The sequence below is a fragment of the Lentzea terrae genome (assembly GCF_003265345.1).
Taxonomy (GTDB): domain Bacteria; phylum Actinomycetota; class Actinomycetes; order Mycobacteriales; family Pseudonocardiaceae; genus Lentzea; species Lentzea terrae.
This window is the reverse complement of the sequence record NZ_QFWW01000004.1, coordinates 319,039-334,367: the sequence shown is the minus strand read 5'-3', so window position 1 is coordinate 334,367 and position 15,329 is coordinate 319,039. Positions and strand designations below refer to the sequence as shown.

The 15,329-nt window shown below is 67.9% G+C and carries 15 protein-coding genes and 1 pseudogene; 8 read left to right on the top strand and 8 right to left on the bottom strand.

All coding sequences use genetic code 11. The features are described from left to right. Positions 1-3 precede the first annotated feature (3 nt). From DI276_RS08455 to DI276_RS08430, 6 genes are read right to left on the bottom strand one after another with little or no spacing between them, the layout of a single operon-like run. Positions 4-1,020, bottom strand: a complete 1,017-nt coding sequence (locus DI276_RS08455; protein WP_112262701.1) for an ABC transporter permease — start codon at positions 1,018-1,020, stop codon at positions 4-6. After that, a complete protein-coding gene (locus DI276_RS08450; protein WP_112262700.1) occupies positions 1,017-2,492 on the bottom strand; it encodes a sugar ABC transporter ATP-binding protein in 1,476 nt (491 codons plus the stop codon). Before DI276_RS08450 ends, DI276_RS08455 begins: the two co-directional genes overlap by 4 nt. Continuing rightward, on the bottom strand, positions 2,492-3,526 hold the full coding sequence (locus DI276_RS08445) for a sugar ABC transporter substrate-binding protein (protein WP_112262699.1): 1,035 nt from the start codon (positions 3,524-3,526) through the stop codon (positions 2,492-2,494). Before DI276_RS08445 ends, DI276_RS08450 begins: the two co-directional genes overlap by 1 nt. 15 nt (positions 3,527-3,541) lie before the next feature. Beyond that, positions 3,542-4,294, bottom strand: coding sequence for an SDR family NAD(P)-dependent oxidoreductase (locus DI276_RS08440; protein ID WP_112262698.1), 753 nt, complete (start codon positions 4,292-4,294; stop codon positions 3,542-3,544). Further along, positions 4,287-5,597 carry an enolase C-terminal domain-like protein gene (locus DI276_RS08435; RefSeq protein WP_112262697.1) on the bottom strand — a complete coding sequence of 437 codons (1,311 nt, stop codon included), beginning with the start codon at positions 5,595-5,597 and terminating at the stop codon, positions 4,287-4,289. Before DI276_RS08435 ends, DI276_RS08440 begins: the two co-directional genes overlap by 8 nt. A gap of 2 nt (positions 5,598-5,599) precedes the next feature. After that, positions 5,600-6,454, bottom strand: coding sequence for a fumarylacetoacetate hydrolase family protein (locus tag DI276_RS08430; protein WP_112262696.1), 855 nt, complete (start codon positions 6,452-6,454; stop codon positions 5,600-5,602). Between the two features lie 383 nt (positions 6,455-6,837). Here DI276_RS08430 and DI276_RS08425 point away from each other — a divergent pair, with 383 nt between their 5' ends. The 6 genes from DI276_RS08425 (at position 6,838) to DI276_RS08400 (ending at position 13,721) form a co-directional block, all read left to right on the top strand. Then, positions 6,838-9,384, top strand: a complete 2,547-nt coding sequence (locus DI276_RS08425) for a S8 family peptidase (protein WP_198680512.1) — start codon at positions 6,838-6,840, stop codon at positions 9,382-9,384. A gap of 51 nt (positions 9,385-9,435) precedes the next feature. Continuing rightward, positions 9,436-10,353, top strand: a complete 918-nt coding sequence (locus tag DI276_RS08420) for an N-acetylglucosamine kinase (protein ID WP_112262694.1) — start codon at positions 9,436-9,438, stop codon at positions 10,351-10,353. A 68-nt stretch (positions 10,354-10,421) separates the two neighbouring features. After that, the gene (locus tag DI276_RS08415; protein ID WP_112262693.1) at positions 10,422-10,943 is read left to right on the top strand and encodes a YbaB/EbfC family nucleoid-associated protein; all 522 of its coding nucleotides are present in this window, start codon (positions 10,422-10,424) and stop codon (positions 10,941-10,943) included. Continuing rightward, positions 10,943-11,272, top strand: coding sequence for a hypothetical protein (locus DI276_RS08410; RefSeq protein WP_112262692.1), 330 nt, complete (start codon positions 10,943-10,945; stop codon positions 11,270-11,272). Before DI276_RS08415 ends, DI276_RS08410 begins: the two co-directional genes overlap by 1 nt. Continuing rightward, complete coding sequence (locus tag DI276_RS08405) at positions 11,269-12,441, top strand: hypothetical protein (RefSeq protein WP_112262691.1); 1,173 nt, start codon at positions 11,269-11,271, stop codon at positions 12,439-12,441. Before DI276_RS08410 ends, DI276_RS08405 begins: the two co-directional genes overlap by 4 nt. A 101-nt stretch (positions 12,442-12,542) precedes the next feature. Beyond that, on the top strand, positions 12,543-13,721 hold the full coding sequence (locus DI276_RS08400) for a hypothetical protein (protein WP_112262690.1): 1,179 nt from the start codon (positions 12,543-12,545) through the stop codon (positions 13,719-13,721). A gap of 5 nt (positions 13,722-13,726) precedes the next feature. Here DI276_RS08400 and DI276_RS49800 read toward each other — a convergent pair whose 3' ends face one another. Then, complete coding sequence (locus DI276_RS49800) at positions 13,727-13,870, bottom strand: hypothetical protein (protein WP_157984587.1); 144 nt, start codon at positions 13,868-13,870, stop codon at positions 13,727-13,729. A 73-nt stretch (positions 13,871-13,943) separates the two neighbouring features. Here DI276_RS49800 and DI276_RS08395 point away from each other — a divergent pair, with 73 nt between their 5' ends. Next, positions 13,944-14,102 carry a DUF397 domain-containing protein gene (locus tag DI276_RS08395; RefSeq protein ID WP_112262689.1) on the top strand — a complete coding sequence of 53 codons (159 nt, stop codon included), beginning with the start codon at positions 13,944-13,946 and terminating at the stop codon, positions 14,100-14,102. A gap of 39 nt (positions 14,103-14,141) precedes the next feature. Beyond that, positions 14,142-14,654 (top strand): annotated as a pseudogene (locus DI276_RS08390) (DUF3558 domain-containing protein); the annotation flags it as partial. Here DI276_RS08390 and DI276_RS08385 read toward each other — a convergent pair. Next, entirely contained in the window at positions 14,651-15,295 is a 645-nt protein-coding gene (locus tag DI276_RS08385; RefSeq protein WP_112262687.1) for a DUF3159 domain-containing protein, read from the bottom strand. The pseudogene DI276_RS08390 and the gene DI276_RS08385 overlap by 4 nt on opposite strands. Positions 15,296-15,329 lie beyond the last annotated feature (34 nt).

Genomic DNA, 15,329 nt, shown 5'->3' with positions numbered 1-15,329 from the left:
AGATCACTCCTGCTTCTGCCCGGTCGCGAACCGGGTCACGATCAGCGCGAGGATGATCACGGCACCGTACGAGGCCTTGATGTAGAAGCCGGAAACACCCTGCAGGCGCAGGATCTGCTCGACCAGGCCGAGCATCAGCACGCCGGACAGCGCACCGAACAGCGTGCCCTTGCCTCCCTGCAACGAGATCCCGCCGATCACCGCGGCCGCGAAGACCTGGAAGATCATGCCCTCGCCCTGCGTCGCGGCCACCGAGCCGAGCCGGCCGGTCATCAGGATGCCCGCGACCACAGCCAGCACCGAACCGATGATCAGCACGGTCCACACCACGCGGTCCACCCGGATACCGGCGGCACGGGCGGCCTCCGAGTTGCCGCCGATCGCGTACAGCGACCGCCCGGCACGCAGGTACTTCAGCACGAAGATGCCCACCGCGTAACAGACGACGCAGATCCACACCGCCGCGGGCAGTCCGAGCCAGGACGTGGATCCCAGGTACAGGAACGACTCCGGCACGTCGATCAGCGACTTGCCCTCGGTGATCGCGAGCTGCAGACCGCGCAGCATGGTCAGCATGCCCAGGGTCACCATGAACCCGGACAGCCCGACCTTCAGGATCAGGAACCCGTTCAGGCCACCGACCACCACGCCGATGAGCAGGCACAACGGCAGCGCCATCCACGCCGCCAGCCCGACGTCGAGCCCGCCGGACGTCGCCGGGATGATCAACGCGACCGCCAGCGCGGGCGCGAGACCGACCGTCGACTCGAGCGACAGGTCCATCTTGCCGACGATGAGGATCATCGCCTGGCCGAGCACCAGCAACGACAGCTCGCTCTGCTGGGTCAGCACCGCGATCAGGTTGCCGGGCGTGAGGAAGATCGGCGACAGGATCGCACCGATGATCAGCAAAAGAATGATCACGGGGACCAGCGCGAGGTCCTGGTACCGCGCGAACTGGAACTTCTGCTTCCCAGGCGGCGTGGGAGCCGAGACCGGCGGAGTCATGGCTTTCGTCATTCCGAGCTCATTCCTTCAATAGCCGCAATGAGTTCCTGGTCGCGCCAGCCGCGTGCGAACTCGCGCACGACCTGGCCGTGGAACAGCACCAGAACACGGTCGCAGACCCGCAGGTCGTCCAGCTCGTCGGAGACGACGATCGCCGCCTTGCCCCGGCGGGCCTGCGCGTCGACCACCCCGAGCAGCGACTCCTTGGACTTCACGTCCACACCCGCGGTCGGGTTGATCAGCACCAGCACGGACGGGTCGCCGGCGAGTGCCCGCGCCATCACGACCTTCTGCTGGTTGCCGCCGGACAGGTCGGACACCGGCTGGTCCGGTCCGGACGCCTTGACGTCGTACGAGGCGATCGCGGTGGCGCCCGCAGACCGTTGCGCCGACGGCCACACGAACGCGCTCGCCGTGCTCATCGTCGCGTTCTCCGCGATCGACAGGTCCAGCACGAGGCCCTGGTGGTGGCGATCCCGAGGCACACAGCCGATTCCGGCCTGCAAAGCCGCCGGAACGTCCCCGCCGCGCACCACCGCACCGTCGACCGAGATCGACCCGGCAGCCGGCTTGCGCAGCCCGTAGACGGTCTCGGCGAACTCGTGCTTGCCTGACGACGCACTGCCCGCGAGCCCGATGACCTCGCCACGGGTCGCCGACAGCGAGATGTCCGAGAAGTGGTCACCGCTCAACGACTTCACCTGCAGGACCTCGTCCGAAGACGACGGCCGGTCCGCACCGCTGGGCACGTTCAGCCCACCGGCCTCACCGGTCATCGCCTCGATCAGGTCCGGTTTGGACATCTCGGCCACCGGAGCGGTGACGATGTGCCGCGCGTCGCGGTAGACCGTCACCGTCTGGCAGACCTCGTAGACCTCCTGCAGGTGGTGGGAGATGAACAGGAACGTCACTCCCTTGTCCTGCAACGACCTCATCCGGTCGAACAGCCGCTCGATCGCGGGACCGTCGAGCTGCGCGGTCGGCTCGTCGAGGATCACGAACCGGGAGCCGACCGACAACGCCCGCGCGATCTCGACGAGCTGCCGCTGCTCGACGGTCAGCGCGGACACCAGCTCGTCCGGCCGCACCGCCACGTCGTAGGTCTCCAGCAGCGCGGCAGCCTCGGCCTTCAGCTTCTTCCAGCTGATCAGACCGCCGCCGAGGTCCTGCCGGTTGATGAACAGGTTCTCGGCGACCGACAGCTCGGGCACGACCGTCGACTTCTGGTACACGCACGCGACGTGACGCCGCCACGCCGCGCGGTCGGCGACGGACGGCGCGGGCTCGCCGAAGAAGCTGACCTCGCCCGCGTCCGGCACCTGCATGCCGGTGAGGACGGAGACCAACGTCGACTTGCCCGCGCCGTTGCGGCCCACGAGCGCGTGCGACTCACCGGCCCGGATCTCGATGCCCACGTCGTCCAACGCGAGCGTCCGCCCGAACCGTTTCGTCACGCCACGCGCGACTGCAGCGAAGTCGTTCATCAGATCTGGTTGCCCCAGAAGGCCTTGTCGTCCACGTTCTCCTTGGTGATCAGCGGCGCGGGCAGCTGGTCCTCCAGGCGCCCATCGCCGACGTCGACGATGGTGGAGTCGTGGTCGGTCTTGCCGGGCTTGAACGTCTGCTTCTCCACGGCCGCCTTGGCGTAGAACAGCGCCCACTTCGCGTAGAGGTCTGCCGGCTGCGACACCGTCGCGTCGATCTCACCCTTGCGGATGGCCTCCAGCTCCGCCGGGATGCCGTCGTTGGAGACGATGAAGATGTGCTTCGGGTCGGTCGGCGGGACGATCAGGTTCTTCTGCCGCAGCAGCTGCAGCGTCGGCGCGAGGAACGCGCCACCTGCCTGCATGTAGATGCCGTTGATGTCCGGGTGCTGGTTGAGCCGCGTCTGCAGGGCCGCGGACGCCTTGGTGCCCTCCCACTCGGTCGGCTCCTCGAACACCGTGATGCCGGGGTAGTTCTGCTTCATGCAGGCGGCGAACGCTTCGGAGCGGTCACGACCGTTGACCGACGACAGCGACCCCTGGAACTCGACGACCTTGCCCTTGCCCTGCAGCTTGTCGCCGAGGAACTTGCACGCCTTCTCGCCGTAGGCCTTGTTGTCCGCGCGCACGACCATGTAGGTCTTGCCCTTGTCCGGACGGGTGTCGACGGTGACCACCGGGATGCCGGCCTTGTCCAGTCGGTCCAAAGTGGACGCGATCGCGCCGGTGTCCTGCGGGGCCATCACGATCGCCTTGGCGCCCTGCGACTGCAGCGACTGGGCGTTGGCGACCAGGTTCTCCACCTTGTTCTGCGAGTTGGTGGGGTTCAGCAGGTTGATGCCGAGTTCCTTGGCCTTCTCCGGGAAGTACTTGATGTACGAGTTCCAGAAGTCGGTGTCGGCCCGCGGGTGGTCGGCGCCGATCGGGCCGACGCCACCGCTGCCGGAGCCGGTGGCGCCACCGCCACAGGCGGTCAGTGTGAGTGCACCGGCGAGCGCGAGGCACACCGCGGCGGTGAGGTTGCGACGCTTCATCGTGTCATTTGCCTTTCATGACTGCTTCGGGCGCAAGCGCAGGCCGTACATGCCACCGTCGACGGCGAGGATGGTGCCTGCGGTGGAACCGGAAAGCGGGCTCGCCAGGTAGGCGATCGCGCCCGCGACCTCATCGGCGGAGACCAGCCGCCCGTGCGGCTGGCGTGCCTCCAACGCGGCTCGTTCGGCGACCGGGTCCGGCGCCGAGTCGAGCAGGCGGCCCACCCACGGGGTGTCCGCCGTGCCGGGAGCGACCGCGTTGACGCGAATGCCTTCGCGGACGTGGTCGGCGGCCATGGCGAGCGTCAGCGAGTACACCGCGCCCTTGCTGGCCGAGTAGAGAGCGCGCTGCGGGAGCCCGGCCCAGGCAGCGATGGAGCAGGTGTTGACGATCGCCGCGGCCGGCGAGTTCCTGAGGTGCGGCAACGCGGCCCGCGACACACGCATCATGCCGAGCACGTTGACGTTCATGACCCGCTGCCACTCGTCGTCGCCGTTGGCCGTGACGTCGCCCTGGGCGCCGATGCCCGCGTTGTTGACGACGACGTCGAGCCGGCCGAACCGCTGCACGACCTCCGCGATCGCAGCCTTGACGCTCTCGTCGTCCGACACGTCCGCGCGGATCCCGACCAGGGGATCCTTGACGTCCGGGTTCAGGTCCAGCGCCACGACCGTGGCACCCCTGCCGGCCAGCAGGTTCGCCGTGGCGAGCCCGATGCCGGACGCGCCACCCGTGACGACGGCGACAAGTCCTTCGAAGTCAGTCATCCTCGCCCTCCAGTGCCGTCCACACCGGACCCTCCGGGAAGCGGTAGTCGGACAGCGTCTCGTCCTTGAGCTGAGCGGAGAATCCCGGCTCGGTGGGTGCCAGGTAACGGCCGCGCTCGACGACGGCCGGGTCCAGGAAGTGCTCGTGCAGGTGGTCGACCCACTCGATCACGCGCTCGCCGACCTCGCCGGAGATCGCGACGTAGTCGAAGAACGACAGGTGCCGCACCAGCTCGCACAGGCCGACACCACCGGCGTGCGGGCAGACCGGCACCTCGAACTTCTTGGCCAGCAACAGGATCGCGATGTTCTCGTTCACGCCGGCGACCCGGCAGGCGTCGAGCTGCAGGACGTCGATCGCGCCGGCCTGCAGCAGCTGCTTGAACACCACGCGGTTCTGCACGTGCTCGCCGGTCGCGACCCTGATCGGGGCCAGTGCGTCGGCGATCGCGCGGTGCGCCAGCACGTCGTCCGGCGAGGTGGGCTCCTCGATCCAGTACGGGTTGTACGGCGCGAGCTCACGCATCCAGCGCACCGCCGTGTCGACGTCCCAGCGCTGGTTCGCGTCCACCGCCACGCGCACCTCGTCGCCGACGACCTCGCGGGCGAGCTTCATCCTGCGCACGTCGTCGTCGAGGCTGCCGCCGACCTTGAGCTTGATCATGTCGAAGCCGTCGGCGAGTGCCTGGCGGGCGAGGCCGGCGAGCTTCTCGTCCGAGTAGCCGAGCCAGCCCGGCGACGTCGTGTAGGCCGGATATCCGTCGCGGACCAGGGTTTCCACGCGTTCGGCCTTGCCGTGCTCGATCTTGCGCAGGATCTGCAGCGCGTCGTCGGGCGTCAGGGCGTCGCTCAGATAGCGGAAGTCGACCAGGCTGACGATCTCTTCCGGCGTCATCTGGGCGAGGAACCGCCAGACCGGCAGCCCGGCGCGGCGGGCGGCGAGGTCCCACGCGGCGTTGACGACCGCGCCGATCGCCATGTGCGCGACGCCCTTCTCCGGGCCGAGCCAGCGGATCTGTGAGTCGCCGATGAGCTCGAAGTACAGCTCCGCCAACGCCTTCGCGGTCTCCGGCACGTCCTTGCCGACGACGTGCGGTGCCAGCGCCTTGATCGCGGCGGCCTGCACGTCGTTGCCGCGTCCGATCGTGAACGCGAGCCCGTGGCCCTCCGGTCCGCCGTCGGTCCGCAGCACCACGTACGCGGCGCTGTAGTCCGGGTCCGGGTTCATCGCGTCGGAGCCGTCGAGCTCACGCGAGGTGGGGAACCTGATGTCCAGCACGTCCAGTTCGATGATCTTGGGCATGGTCACGCCTGCCCGAGCGTCTGACGCTGCTTGCCGAGGCCCTCGATCTCCAGCTCGACCACGTCGCCGGCGCGCAGGTACGGCTTCGGCTCCGGCTGCCCGAGCGCCACCCCCGCGGGTGTACCCGTGTTGATGACGTCACCCGGTCGAAGGACAAGGAACTGGCTGAGGTAGCGCACGATCTCCGCCACCGGGAAGATCATGTTCTTGGTGGACGAGTTCTGCTTGATCTCGCCGTTCACCCAGAGCCGCATCTCCAGGCTCTGCGGGTCGGCGATCTCGTCGGCGGGCACGAGGAAGGGGCCGAGCGGGTTGAACGTCTCGCAGTTCTTGCCCTTGTCCCACGTCCCGCCGCGCTCGATCTGGAACTCGCGCTCGGAGACGTCGTGCGAGAGCACGTACGCGCCGACGCAGGCCAGAGCGTCCTCTTCGGACTCGAGGTAACGAGCGGTGCGCCCGATGACGACGCCGAGCTCGACCTCCCAGTCGGTCTTCACCGACCGGCGCGGGACGAGCACCTCGTCGTACGGGCCCACGATCGTGTCCGGCGTCTTGAGGAACATCACCGGCTCGCCGGGGATGTCCGCGCCGGTCTCCTCCGCGTGGTCGCGGTAGTTGAGGCCGATGCAGATGACCTTGCCGGGATGTGCGAGCGGCGGCCCGACGCGCAGTCCGTCCGCGTCGATCGCGGCCAGCTCACCGGCCTCCAGCGCCGCGCGCACGCGGTTGACGCCGTCGTTCGCGAGGAACGCGCCGTCGACGTCCGGCGTGATCGGCAGGAGGTCGTATGTGGTCCCGTCGTCGGTCCGCACTGCAGGACGTTCATCGCCGACCGGCCCGAGGCGCAAAAGCTGCACGGCCGTTCCTCCTCTGGTCACACCGCACGAAATACATCGGATGTATAGCCCCGGGAGGGCACGTACGTCTAGGTCCCTGAGTGAAGTCGTCCGATGACTAGGAGAGGTTGATCATGAAATTGGTAGCCGCAGCACTCCTGGCGGGCGCACTGACCACGCCGTCCGGCCCAGTCGAGCCCGTAACCGTTTTCGTGGAGCTGACCTCGGTCGCCGCCGTCGACACGGCCTCTGTTTCACAGGCCCGTTCGGCCCGGGACCGCACTTCGGCGCAGGCTTCTCGAGTGGTTTCCCGGTCTGGCGGCCGGGAGGCTGCCCGAACGTCCAACGCGGTGCCGGGCGTCGTCCTCGCAACGGAGAAATCACGACTGTCTGCTTTGTTCCGCATGCCAGAGGTCCGTGCGGTCCACCGGATGGAGCCGAAAAAGCTCACCAACGCGCACGCCGTTCGTCTCACCCGGACTTCCGCCGCGTGGCAGTCGTTCGGACGGTTCGGCGACGGCGTCCGGATCGGGGTGATCGACACCGGGATCGATTATCGCCACGCGGACTTCGGCGGTGGCTCGTTCCCCACGGCCAAGGTCGTCGGCGGCCACGACTTCGCGGGCGACGCGTACACCGGGAAGCCCGGCTCGCTGCCGGAGCCGGACGCGGACCCGCTGGACTGCGAGGGCCACGGCACGCACGTCGCCGGGACCGCGGCCGGGTTCGGGGTGAACCGGGACGGCTCCACCTATCGTGGGTCCTACTCCTCCGTCGATCTCGACTCGCTGAAGATCGGACCGGGCACCGCGCCTCGGGCGTTGCTCTACGCGTTGAAGGTGTTCGGGTGCGAGGGCGGGACGAACCTGACCGCGCAGGCGCTGGACTGGGCGCTCGACCCCAACGGCGACGGCGACTTCTCCGACCGGCTCGACGTGGTGAACCTGTCGCTGGGCAGCGACTTCGGTGCCTCGGACGACCCGGACGCGCTGTTCGTGCGCAAGCTGACGCAGCACGGCGTGATCGTCGTCGCGGCGGCCGGGAACGGCGGGGACTTCTACGACGTGGCCGGGTCGCCGGGCAACGCTGTCGAGGCGATCTCGGTGGCCAACAGCCGGGACTCGTTCTCCCAGTTGGACGGCCTGGAGGCGCTCGGCAAGCAGTGGGCTGGGCAGTACAGCCTCAACTTCAAGGGCCCCATCGACTTGACTGCGCCCGTGGTGCGATTGACGTCCGATGTGGACGGTTGCAAGCCGATCTCGGCGCCGCTCGCCGGGAAGATCGTCTGGCTGGAGTGGGACGACAACGACGCCACTCGCGCCTGCGGTTCCGGGGCTCGCACGGACAACGCGTGGAAGGCCGGGGCGGCCGGTGTCCTGCTGCCGACCTCGCTGCCGGTGTTCGCGGCGAAGATCGCCGGCAACGCCCACATCCCGGTGTTCCAGCTGACGTCGGCGGCTTCGGCTGCTCTGCGTCCGGCGTTGGAGGCCGGCACGTTGACCGTGCACCTGTCCTCCGCGTTGAAGCAGGCAGTGCCTTCGGTGGAACCCTCGATCGCGGACACGATCACTCCGTCTTCTTCGCGGTCTCGTTCGTCGATCTCGGTGGCCGCGCCGGGTGACACGATCTTCTCCGCCGCCTCCGGAACCGCCTCGGACGGCGTCTCGCTGGGCGGGACGTCGATGGCTTCGCCGCACGTCGCCGGGATCGCGGCGTTGCTGCGCGAGATGCATCCACAGTGGACTCACGCAGAGATCAAAGCCGCCTTGATGAACACCGCTTCCGGGGTCGTTCGTGATGGAGAGGGCGTTCGGGAAGCGCCGATGCGGGTCGGTGCCGGTCGGGTGGACGGGCTCGCGGCGCTGTCAACGGACGTGCTGGCGCTGGGGGATGCGTCGTTCGGCACGGTCGAGGTGGGCGGACCGGTGTTGACCGGTCGAACGATCCGTGTGGTGAACAAGGGCGCGACTTGGGTTCGTCTGCAGGCGCGATACGAGCCGATCACGTCGGTTCCGGGCGTGTCGTTCCTGGTCAGCGCTCCGCGTGTGGCGTTGCCGCCCGGCGGTTCGGCGTCGGTGACCGTGTACCTGCTGATCTCGAACCCGGCGGCGCTGCGGAAGTCCCCCGACCCCACCGTGTCGCTGGCCGACGGGCGGCAGTTCCTGGCGGAGGCGTCCGGCCTGCTGATCTTCGAGGGCGACCGCTCGCTGCGGGTGCCCGTCTACGCGGCGCCGAAGCCGGTGTCCCGGCTGACTGTGGTGGCGGGCCGGGTCTTCGGCCGCGGCCTTGACCAGCAGGACTACCAGGCTCGCATGACCGTGCTGCAGCTCGGCGCCCGTTCCGGCCGCCTGCCCGACTGCGGCCAGGACGTGCAGGACAACTGCGCCGTCAACCGCACGGCGCGCGGCGGCGACCTCCGCTACGTCGGCGCCACGGCGACCCCGGAGCTGCTGGCGTTCGGCGTCGCGACCTGGAACACCTGGACCAACCTCGGCAGCAACACCAAACCCGAGGTGCGGTTCTCGGTGGGCGGCAAGAACTTCGTGACCACCGCCGTCAAGCCGACGAACGCCGACGACAACGTGACCGCCGACATCTGGCTGGCGCGCACCGTCGTGGCCGGCACCGAGGACGTGGTGGACGAGCAGCCGCTGAACGGCCTGGACGGCTCCTTCGACACGAACGTGTTCGACAGCGATGTCGTGGTCCTGCCGGTCTCGCGGTCCGTGCTGCCACCCGGCCCGGTGACCTACACCGTCGGCGTGGCCGGCCCGTACACCGCACCGGCGGACTCCGACGAGCTGGTCGACGTTGCTCCTTCTGCCGTCTTCGACTACGGCGTGACCGTGCCGTCACTGTCCACTGTGGTCCATCCGGGTGATCAAGTTCCCGCTGGATCGATGGTGTTGTTCCACCACAACGCAACCGGTAACCGCACGCTGATCCGGTGATACCCGGTTGGGCGTGCCCGAGCTGAGCGTTGCTCGGCATACTCGGTCGGTATGGATCTGGTGGTGGGACTCGACGCGGGCGGCACGTCGACCAGGGCGTTGGTGCTCGATCTCGACGGCGCCCGCCTGGGCCAGGGCGTGGCGGGCGGCGCGAACCCGAACTCGCACCCGCCCTCGGTGGCGGCGGCCCACATCGGCGAGGCCCTGGCCGCGGCCCTGGACGGCCTGGACTCCCGCAAGGTCCGCTCCGGCGTCCTGGGCATGGCCGGCGCGTCGAAGATGACCGACCCGGCGGTCCTCTCGCTTTTTCGACAGGCGTGGGAAAGCGCGGGTCTGCACTGCCCGATGCGCGTGATCACCGACTGCGAGGCCGCGTTCGCCACCGGCACCTCGTCCCCCGACGGCACGGTCCTGGTGGCGGGCACGGGTTCCATCGCGGCCCGCATCGTCGACCACCGCATGGTCGGCCAGTCCGGCGGCTACGGCTGGCTGATCGGCGACGACGGCTCGGCGTTCTGGCTGGGCCGCGAAGCCGTGCGCGCAACGCTCCGCCTGCTGGACCTGGACGCACCCCTCGAAGGCCTCGCCACCGCCGTCCTGACCGCCGCCGGCGCCCGGAACCGCGGCCAGCTGATCAACGCCGTGAACAACCAGCCACCGATCAAACTCGCCCAGTTCGCCCCACTGGTCAGCGCCGCCTACCACCACGGCGACCCCGAAGCGCTGACGATGGTCGCCTCGGCCGCGCGTTTGCTGGCCGACACCGCGTCGGCCGTGCGCGAGCCTTCCGACACCTCACCGATCGTGCTGGTGGGCTCGCTGATCAAGACCCCCGTCGGCACGCACCTGAAACAGGAACTGCTCACACGCTGCAACGCCCAGGTGATCATGGCGACCGAGGGAGCGGCGGGCGCGGCCTGGCTCGCGGCCGTTGACGTGCTCGGACCCTCCGCCCCGCGTCCCACTTAGCCCGTTTCGCCAGCGCCCTCCGGTCGCTCTCGGTAACGTCCCCCTCACGTACGTGCAAGGGGGCCTGCATGACTGATCCACACCAGCTCGTCGAGGACTACGAGCAGCGCACCGCCGCACTGCTCGAAAAGGCGGAGGAAGCCAAGTCGCAAATCGCTGGTTTGACCGGTTCGGCCACGAGCTCGGATGGCGCCGTGACGGTGAGCGTGAGCGCCGGGGGTGCGCTGCTCAGCCTGTCCTTCGGCACGAAGGCCGACGAGATGCCCAAAGACCGCCTGGCCGCATTGGTGCTGTCCACCGCGAAGCGCGCCCAGGCCCAAGCCGTCGGCCAGATCGCCACGATCATGGCGCCGGTGATCGGCGAGAACAGCGACGCGATGCAGTTCGTGCAGTCGCAGATCCCGCAGATCGACGTCCCGGACGAGGACCTCGCCCCCGCTCCTGCGCCTCGGCAGTTCGTGGTGAACGAGGAACAACAGGACGCCGTCGCAACCCAGCCGCCCGCGCCGCGCCCGGTGCGTCGTCCCGTTGAGGACGACGACACGGACTTCGACCAGCGCAGCCCCTTCAAGAAGGAAGGTGGCTGGTGATGTCCGGCGGCTACCAGGTCGACCTGTCAGCACTCGAAGCGCACGAGCGCGAACTGAAAGCCCTCATCGCGGGGCTGCCCTCCGCAGCAGACGCCGGTGCGGACTACGTCGGCAACCCGCAGGCTTGGGGCGTTGTCGGCATGTTCTTCGCCCAGATCATGGAGCGCTGGACGAATGACGCACGGGAGTACGTCGACACGGTGAAGGCTGCCGGCGACGACGTCGTCGAACGGTTCGCGGACATGCGCCAGGCCTACGCCGACCAGGAAGACGCAATGGCCCAGGCGTTCAAGAAGCTCCGAGAGGGCCTTGACGGGGTGAAGCCTTGACCGCCGAGGAGAAGCCGAAGTCCGTCGAGCAGTTGAACCCGGTCAACGCCACCGAGGGGTTCGAGAAGGAGAGCCTCGTCCAGAGGTCGAACTTCGACAGTCCTACCCAGGCCTGGGACGCGGCGGGCATCTTCAGCAGCTCCGCCAACCTGATCTACGACGGCATCAAAGGCGATTGGGGTGCGGTCGCCGGAGACCTGGCGGCGTTCGGCATGGACCTGCTCGGGTTCGTGACGAATCCGATGGGCAGCCTCCTGTCTGCGGGCATCGGATGGCTGATCGAGCACATCGGTTTCCTCAAGGAGGGACTCGACCTCCTTGCGGGCGACCCGGACGCCGTGAACGCGATGGCACTGACGTGGAGCAACATCGCCAAGCGCATGCAGGAGACCGCCGACAAGTACAGCGGCACTGTCGGTGCACTGAGCCAGTCCCAAGGCGCCGCGATCGACGGTTATCGGAAAGCCGTGCAGGACTTCTCCAACGTCGTGGCCGGTGGCGCGAGCCATGCCACCTCCGCCGCGTCCGCGATGACGGTTGCGGCGTCGGCGGTCGGTGTCGTCCGCGGCGCGGTCCGCGACGCCATCGCGAGCTTCGTCTCCAACGCGATCATCAAGTTCGCGGCCGCCAGTGCCCTCACCCCGATCACGTTCGGTGCCTCTCAAGCCGCGTTCATCGCAGACACGGTCGTGCAGGGCACGATCACGGCAGGCAAGAACGCCAAGAAGATCAGCAAGGTCGTCAAGCAGCTGGAGAAGGTCGCCGACGACGCCAAGAAGTCGCGGGACATGATCAAGGGAACGACCCGCAACCTCCGCGACAGCGTCAAGACGTACAACCAGGACGCTGCCAAGCACGCCCAGCAAGCCCTGCACATGGCGAAAAAAGCGCAGGCGGGCAAGCTCGACGCCAAGGACGTCGACAAGCTCAAGGAGCTCGGTCAGCGCGGAGACAAGTTGGACAAGGACTACAGCAAGGTCAAGGCGGACCTGGGCGACAACGTCAACCGCAACCTCCGCGACAACCTGGGCGTTGGCGACCGGCGACTCGACAACGCGGCCGACATGCTCGACGGCGGGATCGTCCCCAAGTTCAGGGGGAAGGAATATCCCGAGATCTCGGTGCCCCTGGCCCCGAAGATCCTCGGCAACGCGATGGCTCAGGAGTGAAGCGACCAATCCCATCGCGAGGCCGATGCTCAGGTGAAGCAGAACGAGCGGGACCGGGAGTGGCGCGAGTACTGGGAAAAGCAACGGATGGTGGGAGAACTGTGATCGAGCTGTTCCTGCGCCGGACAGCAGGGCTTGCGCTGATCGCGTTCACCGCTGCCTTTTCTCTCGTCACGGCCGAGCGATTGGGGGTCTGGGAGCACGCGCTCGCCGGACGAAAGTCCGTCCAGCCGTTGGGGATCGACGACATCGCTGCTGGAGCGGTGGCGTTCTGGATCATCACGACCGCTGGACTGCTCTGGCACCGCCGACGGATGCCGATGTGGAGAGTCTGGACCCGCTGGGCCGCGTTCCCCGGCATCTACGCCGCACTGCTCAAGACCTTCGCGCTCGTGGCTGATCGCGACCGCCCGATTGCGCTGTTGGTAGCAGCAGGTCTGCTCGTGGTGGTCTGGGCACTCGGTGAGTTGGTCGTGCTGGTCACCACTCGGCCGGTCACGTCCGCGTTGATCGGTTCGAGGCTCGAAATCCCGTTCCCCACCAGGGATCTCAAGGCTCGGCTGTGCGTCAGGGAGGACCGCCTGGTGCTGGACAGCCTGGTCTCACGCCGAAAGCGGTCGCGTGACGTGGTCGCTGTGCCGTGGACGGCGATGCGGTCGATCGAGCTCATCGAGGTCGAGCAGGAGATGACCTGCCAGGTGATCATCTACGCTGATGGTGACGTGGGGAGACCACGTTCGTTCGACGTGCTTCCTGGGCCTGCTCTGCACGTCGTCGGCACGGCGCGCGAACTGTTGATCCCGGTGACCGAGAAGGTCGGCACGACTGCGCTGGCCGTGGTGCGAGCGCGTTCCGCGGGCGTCGAACTCGTCGAGCAGCCGTTCTGGTCTACCCGGCCGAAGAGGAAGAGCGACCTCCGCCCCGCGAACTGGGAGTTCCGCACCGACAGCCGCCCGTACGTCCTGCTCCTCGTCGGCGCGTTCCTGCTCATGCCGCTCTACATGCTGACGATGATCACGCTGTCCGTGGTCACGGGCTCAGCGGAGTTGCAGGAGGACTGGGACACGGTCGGCGGTCTGGACAAGCAGTACCAGGTGATCGTCGCCGGGCTTGGACTCGTCGCCGTGGGCTTCCTCTACCTCGCCTATCGGTTCTGCTTCAAGGCCTTCCTGGGGTTCATGAAGGACCAGGACGACCTCGAGGCCTTCCCCGAACCGCCTCCCCCGCCGCCCAAGACCGGCACGGTGCCCGGTTCCGGCAAGAAGCGGAAGAAGCGCTGATCTGCCTACCTCAGCAGCGCGGCACGGAGTTCATCGGTACGCAGGAGCGCGAGAAGATCCGGAGAGTCGCTGAACACGACGTCGGCACCTGGGCTGAACGCCTGCCGCAACATCGACTGGCACACGTCCGCGAACGGTTGATCCTGCACGGTTTGAACCTGTTCCTGCATCTCATCCGACCTGGCGCGGGCGCGGGCGCGATCCCATCTTGGAGGGTCTCTGATGACCACCTGGCGCAAGAGCAGCTATAGCGCAAACAGCGACAACTGCGTCGAAGTGGGCAGGAGCGTCGGCATCCGGGACAGCAAGGCCGCCGCCACCCACATCCCTGTCTCGGCGGACGCGTGGTCGGCTTTCCTGCGGCTGGCGACCAGCCGCTGAGCTAGTTCGCCTGATTGCGGAACCGACTCTCCGCCGCCATCGTCTACGGGAACTGTGAAGCTCAACGCTCTGATCCTGCTGACGACCGCGGCTGTCGTGTCCGGCTGCTCCACCTCGTCCGACCTCGACCTGAGCAAGTTCGTGGACGATCCGTGCCGGCTGTTCACCAGCAAGGAACTCAATTCCGAGGACGAGTTCCACGACCCCAAGCTGAAGGACACATCGCAGGGGCCGCACTGCTTCTGGGATCCGAAGGCCATGACGCGGCCGGCTTACTCCGTCACCCTCTCGACGAGGAAGACGTTCGAGGCGTTGAAGGAGCAGGCCAGGAAGGGCAAGACGTTCCGGGAGACGACGGTCGCCGGATACCCGGCTTTCGTCAGCAATGCCGGAGATGGCCAGGGAACCTGCGACACCACCATCAGCGCGTCGGGTGGGGCTGCCGTCGAAGTGCGCATCACCACCAACTTCCGGGCAGAACCCGAATACCCGATCGCCTGCGAACTCAGCGAGAAGCTCGCCGGACGGGTCGTCGAGAAGCTGAAGGCCTAAGCCTGCTCCGGCACCTGCGGGTGCCGGAAGCCGGGGTGGTCCGAAGGCAGCGCGCGACGAAGCAGCCACCCCGACACCACGATGCAGACGATCTGCAGCGGCCACGACAGCACCGCGCGGAGCGTGCCCAGCCAGATGACCTCGGCGTTGAGCCACAACGGCGTGAACACGGCGACCCGCAGCACGTACTGACCGACCCAAGCCCACGACGCGACTGAGTAGGCGCGCAAAAGGGCAGGATCTCGCCGCCACCGGGTCTTCTGCCCGAGCAGCGTTCCCACCACCACGCCGAGCAACGGCCAGCGCACCCCGATCGAGCCCGCCCACGCCAGGGCCGAGGCCACGTTGGACAGCAGCTGGATGAGGAAGAAGTCCTCGACGCGCCCGGTGTACAAAGCGATCAGTGCGGCTGCCACCACGAGCAGCACGGACAGCACCACGGCGCGGGGTTTCTCGCCGCGTACGAGACGGAACACGCCGATCACGACGCCGCACAGGACGGCGACCACGGCACCGGCGCCGATCGAGTGGCCCCAGATCAGCCAGCCCGCGACGAACGCCAGTGGCGGCAGGGAGGCGTCGAGGGCGCCGCCCCGGCCTCCCAGCAGTGATGCGAGCGACTCCTGGCGCACGTCGGTCATGCTTCCAGACTGCCTTAGGTGAACCTAAGTCAGG

Excerpts from the sequence above, each read along its gene's own strand:
- DI276_RS08440 (WP_112262698.1), bottom strand. The coding sequence starts at position 4,294 with ATGACTGACTTCGAAGGACTTGTCGCCGTCGTCACGGGTGGCGCGTCC.
- DI276_RS08415 (WP_112262693.1), top strand. The coding sequence starts at position 10,422 with ATGACTGATCCACACCAGCTCGTCGAGGACTACGAGCAGCGCACCGCC.
- DI276_RS08445 (WP_112262699.1), bottom strand. The coding sequence starts at position 3,526 with ATGAAGCGTCGCAACCTCACCGCCGCGGTGTGCCTCGCGCTCGCCGGT.
- DI276_RS08385 (WP_112262687.1), bottom strand. The coding sequence starts at position 15,295 with ATGACCGACGTGCGCCAGGAGTCGCTCGCATCACTGCTGGGAGGCCGG.
- DI276_RS08435 (WP_112262697.1), bottom strand. The coding sequence starts at position 5,597 with ATGCCCAAGATCATCGAACTGGACGTGCTGGACATCAGGTTCCCCACC.
- DI276_RS08455 (WP_112262701.1), bottom strand. The coding sequence starts at position 1,020 with ATGACGAAAGCCATGACTCCGCCGGTCTCGGCTCCCACGCCGCCTGGG.
- DI276_RS08410 (WP_112262692.1), top strand. The coding sequence starts at position 10,943 with ATGTCCGGCGGCTACCAGGTCGACCTGTCAGCACTCGAAGCGCACGAG.
- DI276_RS08450 (WP_112262700.1), bottom strand. The coding sequence starts at position 2,492 with ATGAACGACTTCGCTGCAGTCGCGCGTGGCGTGACGAAACGGTTCGGG.
- DI276_RS08425 (WP_198680512.1), top strand. The coding sequence starts at position 6,838 with ATGCCAGAGGTCCGTGCGGTCCACCGGATGGAGCCGAAAAAGCTCACC.
- DI276_RS08420 (WP_112262694.1), top strand. The coding sequence starts at position 9,436 with ATGGATCTGGTGGTGGGACTCGACGCGGGCGGCACGTCGACCAGGGCG.
- DI276_RS08395 (WP_112262689.1), top strand. The coding sequence starts at position 13,944 with ATGACCACCTGGCGCAAGAGCAGCTATAGCGCAAACAGCGACAACTGC.